General features: G+C 43.5%; 9 protein-coding genes. 6 read left to right on the plus strand and 3 right to left on the minus strand.

Translation table 11 applies throughout. The annotated features are described in order from the left end of the window. Positions 1-105 precede the first annotated feature (105 nt). Together N477_RS07530 and N477_RS25970 are read right to left on the minus strand one after the other, a co-directional pair. Positions 106-900, minus strand: coding sequence for a siderophore-interacting protein (locus tag N477_RS07530; RefSeq protein ID WP_063363468.1), 795 nt, complete (start codon positions 898-900; stop codon positions 106-108). Positions 901-1,173: 273 nt separating this feature from the next. Beyond that, entirely contained in the window at positions 1,174-1,317 is a 144-nt protein-coding gene (locus tag N477_RS25970) for a hypothetical protein (protein ID WP_155731842.1), read from the minus strand. A 223-nt stretch (positions 1,318-1,540) separates the two neighbouring features. Here N477_RS25970 and N477_RS07535 point away from each other — a divergent pair, with 223 nt between their 5' ends. The 4 genes from N477_RS07535 to N477_RS07550 all read left to right on the plus strand — a co-directional run bounded on the left by N477_RS07535 (position 1,541) and on the right by N477_RS07550 (position 7,349). After that, on the plus strand, positions 1,541-2,266 hold the full coding sequence (locus N477_RS07535; protein ID WP_063363469.1) for a TetR/AcrR family transcriptional regulator: 726 nt from the start codon (positions 1,541-1,543) through the stop codon (positions 2,264-2,266). A gap of 18 nt (positions 2,267-2,284) precedes the next feature. After that, positions 2,285-3,397, plus strand: a complete 1,113-nt coding sequence (locus tag N477_RS07540; protein WP_063363470.1) for an efflux RND transporter periplasmic adaptor subunit — start codon at positions 2,285-2,287, stop codon at positions 3,395-3,397. Next, positions 3,397-6,495 carry an efflux RND transporter permease subunit gene (locus N477_RS07545; RefSeq protein ID WP_063363471.1) on the plus strand — a complete coding sequence of 1,033 codons (3,099 nt, stop codon included), beginning with the start codon at positions 3,397-3,399 and terminating at the stop codon, positions 6,493-6,495. The genes N477_RS07540 and N477_RS07545 overlap by 1 nt, the downstream gene beginning before the upstream one ends. 152 nt (positions 6,496-6,647) lie before the next feature. Beyond that, entirely contained in the window at positions 6,648-7,349 is a 702-nt protein-coding gene (locus N477_RS07550) for a hypothetical protein (RefSeq protein WP_063363472.1), read from the plus strand. A gap of 125 nt (positions 7,350-7,474) precedes the next feature. Here the strand turns inward: N477_RS07550 and N477_RS07555 are convergent, their stop codons facing one another. Beyond that, positions 7,475-9,910 carry a TonB-dependent receptor gene (locus tag N477_RS07555; protein WP_063363473.1) on the minus strand — a complete coding sequence of 812 codons (2,436 nt, stop codon included), beginning with the start codon at positions 9,908-9,910 and terminating at the stop codon, positions 7,475-7,477. A 391-nt stretch (positions 9,911-10,301) separates the two neighbouring features. On the opposite strand from N477_RS07555, the gene N477_RS07560 reads away from it, so the two are divergent. Both N477_RS07560 and N477_RS07565 read left to right on the plus strand, forming a co-directional pair. Further along, positions 10,302-12,461: a M3 family metallopeptidase gene (locus tag N477_RS07560; RefSeq protein WP_063363474.1), complete on the plus strand. Its 2,160-nt coding sequence runs from the start codon at positions 10,302-10,304 to the stop codon at positions 12,459-12,461. A 55-nt stretch (positions 12,462-12,516) separates the two neighbouring features. After that, entirely contained in the window at positions 12,517-13,509 is a 993-nt protein-coding gene (locus N477_RS07565) for a transposase (protein WP_196760598.1), read from the plus strand. The last annotated feature ends 288 nt before the right edge of the window (positions 13,510-13,797 follow it).

The following is a 13,797-nucleotide window of genomic DNA, read 5'->3' on the forward strand; positions in this document are numbered from 1 at the left end:
TATTTGATCAACAAGGCCCATCCCCCCTTGGCCCATAGCTACATTACTTATAACAAAGTCAGTAATGTCAATGATGGGCATACGCAAGGTTTAAGTGCACTTTAATCAGCTTGGTAGGTTTGAATCAGCGAGCTTTTCTGCTTTATGTTCTTCTTCTGTGCAATCTAATTTCCAGTAACTACTGACATACATCTGCTCCTTTTCGAGCCCTTTTTCCTTTTTAAACCAACGGCGAAGCGCCTTCATGGTGTCAAATTCACATGCACACCATACAAATACACCACCTTGCTGCCAGTCAATGTCTTTAACAGTGTCGAGCAAAGGGCTATTTTTACCCGGTGTGGTATTCACTCGCCAGATAACCTCAATACCACTGGGCTTATTTAAATCTTGAATATCTTCGGGGCTGGTCACTTCAATTACTGCACGCCCATGAGCACACGCAGGCAAGCTTTCTAAATAGCAGCTGATGGCTGGTAGTGCAGTCATATCTCCTACTAATAAAAACCAATCAGCACTGTGATCAACCCCGATTGTTTTACCCGGCCCACCAACAATGATTTCATCACCAAGCTGAGCTGCCTTAGCCCAGTCAGAAGCGGGGGCTATTGCGCCTTCTTTTTCATGCAGTGCAAAGTCAATCGTCAATTGCTGAGCCTGCTTATCAAATGCGCGCACTGTATAGGTCCGCATCATAATATTATTGTTTGCCAACTGCGCGAAAGCTTCATCTTCGCGTAATACTCTGCCTTGTTTAGTAAAAAGTAATTTTACATATCCAGCTTCAAACCCTTCTGGAAAACTGGCTAAATCCTTACCAGTTAAAACAATACGTTTCATATTCGGTGTTAAAAACTCGCTTTTTAATACCTGTGCTTTTCGATAATTACCTACAGCCATCGCTAAACTCTTTTATTCTTTGTTATTAATACGATTGGCAGTTTGAAATATTTAATCAAAGTACGCATAAAGTCACTCAAAGCACCAGACATCACCGGAAATAACCTATGGATTATATGATAGGGAAAAGAGGAGGATAAAAATCCGTTGGGCCTAAAAAGCATACTTAGCCGAGCTGCTGATTTAAAAGTATGCTTTGGAAAAGCCCTATCTGACTAAGCTATTTAATACCCGTCTGAAAAAGGCGATTTTATACAGCGCTTAAAGCATTAATTAACGCTTCATTTCTGTATCTATTGTCGTAGTACACATCAGTCGCATTGGCGGCATAGCACCACCAGCAACCATATCGGCTTGCTTAGGGTTTAAGTGAAGATCTTCACTTAGCTGTTTAAGGTTTTTTTTCTTCAAGTTCATTTTGCATATCTCCTTTATTTCATAAAAACCATCTTCAAGCTAAACGTTCTCGAAAAGATCATCAAGTGCGCAGCTTAAAATTATGATTTTTTATTCTCAGAAAAACAGTTAGATAAAAATCTTTATAAAAACCTAGATTGACAAAGAAGATTATAAGCATAGAATAACCACATTCGAACATCATTCGAATAAAAATCAAAACTGCTAATTTAGAGGTGTTTATATGGCTCCTGCGCCAAAATATGACCAACAAACTCAGCAAAAGATGATCTTGTCCGCCGCCGAGCAATGTATCAATGAATCATCAATTACTGACTTCACCATGGCAAAAATTGCGCGTATTGCCGGACTTTCTATGGGATCTGTCTATAAATTCGTACAAAGTAAAGAAGACATCGTATTGGCCCTTGCCAATGAGTCTTTCATTCACCTCTCAAATATATTTAACCAAGTACTGGCCCTTGAACTCACTGCCCCTGAAAAAATCATCGCCATTAGCTTAATATCACCTCAAAAGCTTCAGTTATTCGAATTTGATTACGCACTTCAAACGTACGCCACCAATGAAGCTGTCATCAAAAAAGGGTCTAATTACTGGACCGGTAAAATTATTGAAGCCCAGTCTCGCTGTGAATCTTCTTTTAAAGTGGCACTCGCCGAAGGTATTAATGCAGGAGAGCTTGAAGCTGTGCCAAACTTGTCTGAAGTCATAGAAGAGATCATCATCAGTGGCTGGGCGCTGACCGTCGGCTACGAGCAAGTACAGCGTGTACAACAAACAAAACAAATTATAGAAGGAACTGATTCTTTGCTTGCCTCATTACCACTTAATCACCCAATCATCAGAAGCTCTGTGCGTCTACTTAATAGCTACCCGTGGAAGCAGCCACTTACTGACGCTTCGCTTAATCACATTGAACAACAGTTGATAACGCTTAATCTGCGTTGATCACAAATAGGAGTAATTATGAACATTAAACGTTGGCTCACCGCTATTTTTATTGTCCTTGTTGTGATTGCCAGTCTTGGCTTCATTAAATTTAGCCAAATACAAGCGATGATTGCGTTCGGTGAATCCTTTCCTGAACCATCAGCCTCTGTAAAAAGCACCTATGCGCAAGCGGTTGAACATACCACTCATATTAAAGTCGTTGGTCAACTACAAGCGCGTCAAAACATGACCATCAGTAATGAGTACCCAGGACAGATCACCTTTGTTGGATTTAACCCTGGTGACACTGTTAATGCAGAAGATGTATTAATTAAGCTCGATACCAGTATCGATGAAGCCAATCTAAAAGCGGCAAAAGCACGCGTTAAGCTGGCTAAATCGACCTATGCTCGTGTGGTCAAATTGCTTGAACAAAAACGAATTAGCCCTGATGAGGTTGATCAAGCAGAAGCGAATGTCAGCATTGGCGAAGCCGAAGTACAAAACCTAAAAGCTTTAATCGCTAAAAAAACCATCACTGCACCTTTTGCAGGTCACACTGGGTTTGATCAATACCAAGTAGGCCAGTTTCTCGACGTAAATAGTCAAATTACCACTATGGTAGGCAAAGATGACGCTATCTGGGTCGATTTCCATGTACCACAAACCTTGTCTCAGCCAAGCATTGGCAGTGAAGTCAGCATCTCATTTTCAAATAACAACCAAAATGCTCAAAGCGACTATAAAGCACAGATCATCGCAAAGAAGCCGAGCATTGATTTAAACTCACGCCAGCAAAGCTATCGTGCTTTGTTATCTAATACAGACCAACAATTTAATCACAACCAAATGGCCATGGTGACAATCCCCTCAACAACCGTGAACGCGGTCATGGTCCCCACCAATGCCATTACACGTAGCCACTTCGGAGAGTTTGTATACAAGTTAGAAAAAGACGATGAGCAAAACTGGCGTGCAACCCCCATTAAAGTGACGTTAGGTGACAAAGTTCAAGACAATCAAATTGTATTGTCAGGACTCACAGGCGGTGAATTTATTGCCAGCGAAGGCGCATTTAAACTCAGAGAAAACTTATTGGTTTTTACTGAGCAAACAGCGTCAACGCAAAGTGAAAACGGAGTGCAGTAATGAGCTCATTACACGAAAACAAACCGTCAATAATGGATATTTTTGTCAACCGTCCGGTGTTGGCAATTGTATTGTCCTTATTGATTATTTTAGCGGGTGTGAATGCCGCTCGGCAGATCTCCGTTCAGCAGTATCCAAAAATTGAAAGTGCCTCGCTCGTCATCAATACCGTTTACACAGGTGCAGCAGCCGATGTTGTCAAAGGCTATGTTACCGAGCCCATAGAACGTGTGGCTTCGACTGTGCCCGGCGTAGACTACGTTGACTCTGTCACCACATCAGGGCTCAGCAAAGTAACCGCTTGGCTTGATTTGAATCACAGCACAACCGATGCCCTTGCAGAGCTAACAACACGCCTTAACCAAATTAAATTTGAACTACCAACTGGTGCTGAAGACCCAGCCATTCAAATTGTGCGAGCTGATAGTCCCTACGCAGTATTTTATCTTGACGTTGAATCGCAAGGCTTACCAAGAAACGAGGTCAGTGATTACCTAGTTAGAAATGTCGTGCCGTCTATGTCTGATATTCCAGGGGTGCAAAAAGTTACCTTAGAGGGCGGTAGAAACCCAGCAATGCGGGTTTGGTTAGACACAGATAAACTGGCCATTTATAACCTCAGCGCCAGCGATGTGTTTGCTGCACTGCAAGCCAACAATACCATTGCAACTATTGGTTACACCGAAAATAATCGTCAACGCATCGATTTAATGGCCAACACCAGTCTAAAAAACGTTACTGACTTTGAGCAGCTGGTTGTAAAAGAGACAGACACTGCACAGTTGAAACTGGGCGACATTGCCGATATTGAAATTGGCGAAGCCCCTGGTATGGTGACCGCTCGTTTAGACTATCACGATACGGTATTCTTAGCCGTTTGGGCGCTACCTGGCGCCAATGAGATAAATATCGGTGATGCGCTCTATGCAAAGCTAGCCGAAATCAACCAGATTTTACCTGATGGGATGAAAATCTCAATTGGCTATGACGGTACACTCTATATGCGTGATTCAATCAAGGAGATCTTTACCACCCTTGCTGAGACTGTACTACTGGTCGGTATCGTTGTCGTTGCCATGATGGGCTCATTCAGAACCGCCATGGTGCCGCTTATCACCATTCCAATCTCTATTTTAGGTGCCATTGCGGTGATCTCGGTCATGGGATTCTCGTTAAATCTACTCACCATTTTGGCCATCGTGCTCTCGGTTGGTTTGGTCGTCGATGATGCCATCGTGGTCGTTGAAAATGTTGCTCGACACATGCGAGAAGGCAAGCCCAGATTGCAAGCGGCACTGATCAGCTCAAGACAACTACTTGTGCCCGTCATTGCGATGACCTTAACCCTTGCCGCCGTTTATGCACCGATTGGCTTTTTAACGGGCTTAACCGGCTTCTTGTTCCGTGAATTTGCCTTTACTTTGGCCATTGCAGTCTTAATTTCAGGGCTAGTCGCTGTGACGCTTTCGCCCATCATGAGTGCCTATGTTAGCCCAGAAGGCGGTAAAGAAGGCAAGTTGACTCTAGCAGTGAATGGCTACTTTGATAGACTGCAAGCATTCTATTTCAAGAGCTTGGACACCTTGTTCCAGTGGCGTACACAGATATTTTTTGTCGCTATCGTGTTCTCACTTCTGTCAGTACCGTTTTACTTGTTATCGCAAAAAGAACTGGCGCCAATTGAAGATCAGAGCAGTGTGCAAGTAGTGATAGAAGCGCCGCCGGAGTCTTCACAGGTCTACACCGCTGAAAAAATGAATGAGACAGCACGCGTGATGAACGCAACTGAAGGCGGTCAATTTACTTGGCAAATTGTCACAGCAGCTGCGGGTTTTGGTGGCGTAGAACTTGCTCCATATGAAGAACGCGAAAACTCAGTACATGACTTATTGTTTGATTTATACGGTCGTCTTGGAAGCGTCACAGGTTTAAGCTTATTCCCTATCCTACCGGCATCTTTACCAACCGCAGGCCAGTTTGATGTCGAAGTGGTACTGAGATCCAGTGATGATGCGCAGACGATGAAGCAATACGCAGACCAAATCATTGCCAAGGCCAACGCCAGCGGCCAATTTATGTTTGTGAATACCGACCTTAAAATTGACTTACCACAGGCAGAGCTAGAAATAGACCGCTTACTGGTCGCTGATCTGGGTCTGGATCTCGCGGATGTAAATAACCAGCTGAGTGTGTTGATGTCCAACAACTTTGTGAACTACTTCAACAAAGATGGGAAAGCTTATCGCGTGATCCCAATTGTGGGTGATGATGAGCGTTACAATCCTGAAAATATTCTGGATATGCAAGTTAGAAATGACCAAGGCACGCTCATTCCAGTCTCTGCGTTTGCCACTTTGCGCACCTTCACCAGCCCTCGTGTTTTGGGCTCATTTAACCAACAAGACTCGTTCAGGATCTTAGCGGGCGTGCTGCCACACATCACCAAGGAGCAGGGCCTAAGCAGTATTGAAGACATTGCCAAAGAAATCTTGCCTGCACATTACTCAATTGATTATGCGGGCGAATCAAGGCAGCTTCGTAAAGAGGGTAATACCATGGTTGGGGTACTCTTGGTCGCTATGATTGTGGTGTATTTCTTATTAGCGATTCAATTTAATAGCTTTAGAGATCCCCTTGTTGTACTACTTGGGTGCGCGCCTTTGGCATTATCTGGCGCACTGATGTTGCCGTTTTTATCCCTTACCACGGTGAATATTTACAGCCAAATCGGCCTGATTACCCTAATTGGCCTTATCGCTAAAAATGGGATTTTAATTGTGGAATTTGCCAACCATTTACAGCTTGAAGGTAAAAACAAATTTGAGGCTGTCAAAGGCGCTGCGGCAACCCGCCTTCGTCCTATCTTGATGACAACGGGCGCAACCGTGCTGGGTCACTTCCCGCTAGTCCTTGTTACAGGTGCTGGTGCAGAAGCAAGAAACAGCATTGGTATTATTCTGGTTGCAGGTATGCTGATCGGGACGTTCTTCACGCTGATTGTATTACCGCTGCTTTATGAAAAGCTGGCTACCGACCATCGAGGAGAAGTTGAGTCTGAAAAAGCGCTAAACGAAACACAGTTTGCCACTGAAATTTAAAGCAAATAGGTGCTTAGCTCATCGCTGAGCACCCAAACCTATCCATTCAGCCTAACTGCTCTCCCAGACTTCCTCGGTAACAATAAATAACAAATAGCGTTCCTGTTTTAGTCCATACTTTATAGCGTAAAATTGATATTAAAGGATTTACTATGCGCTATTTACGCTCAGCCGGATTATTTGTTTTGCTGACAACCTTATTTGGCTGCGGCTCAGACTCAAGTGGGCCGACAACTACTCAACCACCAAGCGAGTCCCAAACCGAAAAAATCGTTACAGGTGTAGAACTGCATTTATTTAATCGCGAACTAAACTCCACACTTGCAAAAGAAGACGTTAAACGCGACGAGTCTTATGAAGAAAATACACCGATTAAATACAATCATTTAATTTTTGGATTAGACACAGTCACAGAAATAGTGACTCTCAAGGCATCTTTATTTAATTTAATGCCGCCCTCACTGATCAGTAAGGCCTATGCGCTGTCACCAGTACCTGAGACAACCAAAGAAAACATCCAGTCCATCGTGATCACTTCTCCTTATGATTTTAATAAATCGGCCCCTGCTGGCAGCAACTTAAACCAATTCTTTTCCGTGTCTTTTGCCAGCTTCCCAAATCAATACTATGTCTATAAAGACGATAAACGCATGTATACAGCATTAAATGAGTACATTGAAACAGCCGATGGCGAGCCTTTAAAATCACTTGGCTTTAGTACAGATTTAATTTTAAACACAGCACCAGATGCAGACTATCCGATGAGCTTTTACATTGAAATGGCTCTCGACGATGGCCGAGTATTTTCGCTTGAAAGCCCTGAGATTCAGTTTTTAAAAAGCGGTGAAGAATAAGCTTTGGGCGCAATCGTAAGGTGCTTTAGGTTAATGTCCTCAGTCAGACACACTCATTAAGACGTACTCATCATTCAGGCATGAAAAAAGGGGCCTAAGCCCCTTTGACTACAGTGACAAAAAAATTAGAAATAGCCTCTAAAACCAAAGGCAAAACTTCTGCCTGGCATAGGTGCTTTATCCTTTAAAAAAGAGGTGTGCACGCGTGCCTCTGTATCCGTTAGGTTGTGTCCTTTTAGATACATGACCCAGTCTTGGCCTAGTGCAGCAAAATCATAATTAATGCTGGCATCAACTAGGGTATAACCCGGTGTTACCGTTTCATGGGCAGCGATGTGAGACTGCTTCTGATAGCGCACAACATCAAGGTTTACGGTGAATTCATCGAGGTTATAGGTCAGTTTAGTACCAAAGCGCACCGGTGACACCATTGGCAAATTACCGCCTTGATCTAAGCGTGCACGGACTAAATCTGCAAATAAAGTTGCGTGCAATGCATCTGTTGCTTGCCATGCAAACTCAGCCTCAAAACCGTGTGTGATCACATCATCTGTTTTAAAGACATAGACAGGTAAGCCATGATCTTCATGTTCGCCATGCTCCTCATGTTCACCATGGTCGTGCTCATCATCATGCTCTCCATGATCATGGTGGTGATCATGACCATCATCGGCCATCAAACCCGTGTTAACTTGATAATAGTAATTATCGATTTGGTTGTAGAACGCGTTCAGTACAAAACCGAAATCCCCTTCCAGCTTTCGCCAAGTTAAGTCGATATTATGCGCGCGCTCTAAATCAATATCCTCTGGGTTTAATTCAAATGACAAGCTATCTGCTTTTTGTCTAAACAAAGCTCCCACTTCATAAGTACCAGTGCCTATATGTGGACCAAATGAGAACAACTCTGATGCAGCAGGTGCACGTTCAGATCGTGATACTGAAATACCGACGTTATAGCCCGGTTGGTAATCCCACACCGCACCTGCTGATAAGCTCACAGGGGTAAATTCATGATCGACCGCAAAGACACGATCGGCGACTAAATTACCGTGGTCATGGTCGTGGTCGTGGTCGTGGTCGTGGTCGTGGTCGTGGTCGTGGTCGTCATCACCTTGCAAGTCACCGCTTGATAAAACAACATTTGGCGCATCAATAGTGACGCGCTCAACACGTGCGCCCAACTGTACTAATACATCAGAAAAATGACGCTCTTCCATTAAGGCAATGGCAAAGGTTTCGCTTACCGATGGCGGTGTGAATGCCTCGGCACCTTGCGCTGAAAAGTCACTGCGCTTGTAGTGCACACTGACGCCACCGCGCCAGCCAGAGATGGGTTGATGCATCACATCTAATCGCGCTTCATGGCTTTCGTTGGCAAAAATAGTCCCCACTTCTCCATGCTCTATTTCTGCGTGCTCATAATCTGTGTAAGCCGCTCTAAAGTTTGCTTCATTTAACCACGCATGATCAAAACTATATTTACCGATAAGCTGCCATCTGTCTTGATCTAAATCTGCATAAACCGTTGGTGCTTCATCGCCATGACTGTGCCCCGGTATGCCATATTCACGGGTCATTTTACCGTAAGAAACACCCACATAACCTTGATCAAATAAATAGGATGTACCTACCGTGCCGCCTGATGACTCCTCAGCACTGTTCTCAACGATATAATCACCAGATTGATTTTTCTCTGAGCCGACTTCAGCAGGCACTGGGATCTCATAGTCCTCTGAGTCTCTGACATAACCATCCACATGAAACGCAAACTGCTCAACACCCGTGTTTAAGTTAAAACTGGCTAACTTTTGCTCATCGCCCGTGGCATGCTCTACTAATACTTCACCAAATGTGTCACTGCGCGTGGGCACGCGTTCATCTACCACATTGACCACACCACCAATTGCACCACTGCCATAAAATAGCGTTGCTGGTCCGCGAAGAACTTCGACTTGCTGGGCTGTTGAGGTTTCTGATGCAACAGAATGATCAGGGCCAACACGAGAGGCATCGCTCACATCGAGACTGTTTTGCGTGATTAATACACGTGGGCCACTTAAGCCTCGAATAACCGGAGTACTGGCCACCTTGGCATGAAAGCTGGTGTGCACGCCTACTTGCTTTGAAAGCGTGTCACCAAGTGTTGCAGCTTGTTGCTCACGAAGCTTGTCGCCAGACAACACACTCACTGGCATAGAAGACTCCATCATCGACGCATGAAATGGAGACGCTTTAACATCGAGTACTTCAATCGCTGACGCATTTAAAGTCACTAAGACATTACTTGTGCCTGTGCTTGATGCCACGACTACTTTATTTTGATGAGCAAAACCAGATGCCGTGATATGTAGTTCAACATCACCACTTGAGTTTGTCTGCAAAACAAACTTACCGTTACTGTCTGACTGGGCTGTTCGCTGTGAACCCATGACCGATACGGTCGCATTGGCAACTGCATTACCATCTTGATCTTGAACCTGACCTTGGATGTTTTGCGCATAAGCGTGGACTGATAACGGCGCGATTAAGCCTAGCATCAGTGGTGAAAGTTTAAACATAATCATCTCATCTTAATAATTGTTATAATATAACATCGCACAACTTGGTGATTTGCAAGTTTTTTTATCCTGTTTTTTGTAGCCCTCATCGAAGAACCCTATTCATTTTACCCACATTAATAACACGTACTTGCGCAGCCTGAGTCGATATAAACTAGTAAAATCAGAATCTTAATAATTTGTTGCAATAATTGAGAGAAATATAATTGCATTTATTTTGTTACAATATAACATATCATGCAATTCAACAGTTCAGGTACATTGCGCAAAGAACGCACAGAACATCATGCTTAAAGCGACTCCCAACCAACTTTTTGCATGAATGTTTTTTTAAAAAAAGCCTCAACCATTGCATTAAATATTCAGTACACACTTATCTCGGAAGTACACTATGATAAAGAAAACAATCGCATTGGCCATCAGCTCAGTAATATTACTCGGCGCATGCAATAGCCAAAACGCAACTCAGCCAATGACAAACACACACGCAACTACGCAAAAGGCAGCACAAAACCCGCTGATGAGCCCAAGCACATTGCAGTATCAAGCACCGGATTTTACGGTGATTAAAGATGAGCATATCGCCCCTGCATTTGAGCTTGGCTTTGAACAGCAGCTTCAAGAAGTTGATGACATCATTGCGCAAAATACAGTGACATTTGAAAATACCATTGTTGCCCTTGAAAAAAGCGGTGCACAGCTAAGCCGTGCAAGTGCGTACTTTTCAAACGTCAGTGGCACTGACTCAAACCCAACCCGTCGTGCATTGGCGCAGAAATTTTCGCCACTCATGGCCCAGCATTTCGATAATATTTACCTAAACGATAAGCTATTTGCGCGTGTGCAAAAGATCCATGATAAACGCACCACTTTAAACCTTGACGCCGAGTCAGTAAGACTGATTGAGGTTTACTACAAGCGCTTTGTAAGAGCGGGCGCTAAGCTAAACGAGTCACAAAAAACGCAGATCAGAGCACTGAACAAAGAGCACTCACAACTGACGACGCAATTTAGCCAAAATCTACTGCAAGAAACACAAAATATTGCTGTTGTTATAGAAGACAAAGCGCAGCTTAAAGGCTTAACAGATGCGCAAATTGACGTCATGGCAAGCGCTGCTGAAAAAGCGGGCCACAAGGGTAAATACCTTATTAGCATTACCAATACCACGCGCCAGCCAATCCTTGCACAGCTAGAAAACCGCGATTTAAGAGAGCGCGTATGGCTTGCTTCTGCCAACCGTGCACAAACGGGCAAAACCAATAACACTGAGATAGTCAGTCGCCTTGCGCAAATTCGTGCAACACGGGCTCAAATCCTCGGCTTTGATAGCTGGGCCGATTATGGTTTGTCTGATCAAATGGCGCAGAATCCACAAGCTGTATTTGACATGTTCTCTGGCATGACTGAGCAGTTAATGAAAAACGCGGCGCAAGAGACTCAGGCGATTCAAGACAAAATAGCGCAAAACGGTGAAAGCTTTAAAGTGCAACCTTGGGATTGGGCATTTTATGCTGAGCAAGTACGCCAAGATAAGTTTGCGTTAAATGAAAGCAGTGTTAGACCTTATTTTGAGCTTAACCGTGTGTTGGAAGACGGCGTGTTCTTCACCATGAAAGAGCTATACGGTATCGAGTTTAAATTGCGCCCAGATTTACCTGTCTATCACCCAGAGGTTAAAGCGTATGAAGTCTTTGACCATGATGGCAAGAGCCTAGCAATTTTCTATGCAGACTACTTCGCACGTCAGGGTAAAAGTGGCGGAGCATGGATGAATTCATTTGTTGATCAGTCGCATTTACTTGAGCAAAAACCTGTGGTCGTGAATGTGATGAATATTGCCAAAGCGCCTGAAGGACAGCCTACCTTGCTAAGCTATGGCGAAGTCACGACCATCTTCCATGAGCTTGGGCATGGCATTCACGGCATGCTGTCGGATGTGAACTACCCTTCTTTGTCAGGCACGTCGGTTTCAAGAGACTTTGTTGAGTTTCCATCTACCTTTGAAGAAGACTGGGCCATTCACCCAAAAGTTATTGCTAATTACGCCAAGCACTACAAAACTAACGAGCCAATCCCACCAGCCTTACTTGATAAGTTAGTGCGCTCACGTAGCTTTAACCAAGGCTTTGATACGCTAGAGTATGTTGCTGCTGCACTGGTAGACATGGAATGGCACTCACTCAAACCAGAGGAAAAAGTAACCGACTTAGAAGCGTTTGAGCAAAAGGTATTGAAAAAGCACGGCTTGTACGTTCCACATATTCAACCACGCTATAAGTCAGCCTATTTCTCACACTCAATGGGCGGCGGTTACTCGGCAGGTTACTACGCCTACATGTGGAGTGAAATCCTAGCGGCAGATGCTTTCGCTTATGTGCAATCACAAGGTGGTTTAAACAGAAAAATTGGCGACCACTACCGCAAAAATATTCTAGAAGTGGGTAACTCACGCCCATTAATGGAGTCTTACAAAGCATTTAGAGGTCAAGCACCGACGACCGATGCACTGTTAAGAACCAAATGGGACAGGCACAAATTTATTGCTTAAATCGAGTTATTTAACTACTGTTTAAATATCCAGTTTGAAATTGAGTTAAATAGGAATGACAAGAGCACGGAAAGCACTGATAGATTTGTCGTCGACGTCTTATTACCACTTGATAGCACGGTGTGTACGCCGTGCTTTTTTGTGCGGAGACGATAAGTACACTGGCAAAAACTTTGACCATAGACGAACTTGGTTAGTCGAAAGAGTAAAGCTGCTAAGTCGTGTATTTGCGATTGAGATAGCAGCATATGCCATCATGAGTAATCACTATCATTTGGTGGTTAAAGTGAATAGGCAGCAAGCACTTAGTTGGTCAGATAACGAGGTAATATCTAGATGGTATAAGTTGTACAAGGGGAGTCCTATCATAGATAAGCAGCGAAACGGTAACACTCTGAGTGAGGCAGAGCAACTGCTTGTATCTGAGTTAGTTGAAAAGTGGCGAGCTAGGCTGTTTGACATTAGTTGGTTCATGAAAAATCTTAATGAATACATCGCAAAAGAAGCAAACAAGGAAGATAACTGCACGGGTAAATACTGGGAAGGGCGGTACAAGTCTCAAGCCTTACTTGACGAAACAGCGCTGCTCAGCTGTATGGCTTATGTAGATTTAAACCCAATTCGAGCCAACATGGCAAATAATCTGGAGGATAGTGATTTCACATCGATTCAAGAGCGCATAAGGCACTTTAAAAACTCCAAAGAAAATGCAAAGAAATCAAATTTAAATGAAGCAAAGAGCCAAGCCAAACAACCTAAATCACTAAAACCATTTGGTGAGAGGGAGCATGCAAACACAATACCTTTCTCATTAACTGACTACCTTGAGCTAGTTGACTGGACGGGCCGGCATATTCATCCCAAAAAAAGGGGTTACATACCAACAAGTATGCCCAATATTCTAGTTTCACTGAAAGTTGAAGAAGTGACATGGCTGGATAGGATACAAAGTTTTGGAAGTCACTACGGTAACTTTGCTGGTTCGCAAACTGTGTTAAGAGCGCATGCCGCTAAAAATGATGTGAATTGGTATAAAGGAGTTGGTTAGTAAGAAGTAGATTTAGCCTTGCTTATAAATCTAGGCTCTTCTTGCTTAAGAAAATGAATATATTCCTAAGTTATATTTATTTCTATCATAAAGCGGATTTTAACCACGCTGCTCAGAAAAACTTTAGGCTTGGAATACATTTCTGCAATTCGATTCTAACTTTAAAAAAGAAAAGAAAGAAAAATGCCTGTCCTAACTTTGTCCTTTTCCCCATAACTGTTATTTATGCCAGTTGTGGCTGCGCGTCTCGATTGATTGAATAAACTCATTAAGACAAAGGACTACACA

The organism is Pseudoalteromonas luteoviolacea H33-S (genome assembly GCF_001625695.1).
GTDB classification, from domain to species: Bacteria; Pseudomonadota; Gammaproteobacteria; order Enterobacterales; family Alteromonadaceae; genus Pseudoalteromonas; species Pseudoalteromonas luteoviolacea_B.

What these genes read in the sequence shown, in the direction of transcription:
- N477_RS07560 (WP_063363474.1), top strand. Translation starts at nt 10,302, where the DNA reads ATGATAAAGAAAACAATCGCATTGGCCATCAGCTCAGTAATATTACTC.
- N477_RS07540 (WP_063363470.1), top strand. Translation starts at nt 2,285, where the DNA reads ATGAACATTAAACGTTGGCTCACCGCTATTTTTATTGTCCTTGTTGTG.
- N477_RS07555 (WP_063363473.1), bottom strand. Translation starts at nt 9,910, where the DNA reads ATGTTTAAACTTTCACCACTGATGCTAGGCTTAATCGCGCCGTTATCA.
- N477_RS07550 (WP_063363472.1), top strand. Translation starts at nt 6,648, where the DNA reads ATGCGCTATTTACGCTCAGCCGGATTATTTGTTTTGCTGACAACCTTA.
- N477_RS25970 (WP_155731842.1), bottom strand. Translation starts at nt 1,317, where the DNA reads ATGAACTTGAAGAAAAAAAACCTTAAACAGCTAAGTGAAGATCTTCAC.
- N477_RS07565 (WP_196760598.1), top strand. Translation starts at nt 12,517, where the DNA reads ATGACAAGAGCACGGAAAGCACTGATAGATTTGTCGTCGACGTCTTAT.
- N477_RS07535 (WP_063363469.1), top strand. Translation starts at nt 1,541, where the DNA reads ATGGCTCCTGCGCCAAAATATGACCAACAAACTCAGCAAAAGATGATC.
- N477_RS07530 (WP_063363468.1), bottom strand. Translation starts at nt 900, where the DNA reads ATGGCTGTAGGTAATTATCGAAAAGCACAGGTATTAAAAAGCGAGTTT.
- N477_RS07545 (WP_063363471.1), top strand. Translation starts at nt 3,397, where the DNA reads ATGAGCTCATTACACGAAAACAAACCGTCAATAATGGATATTTTTGTC.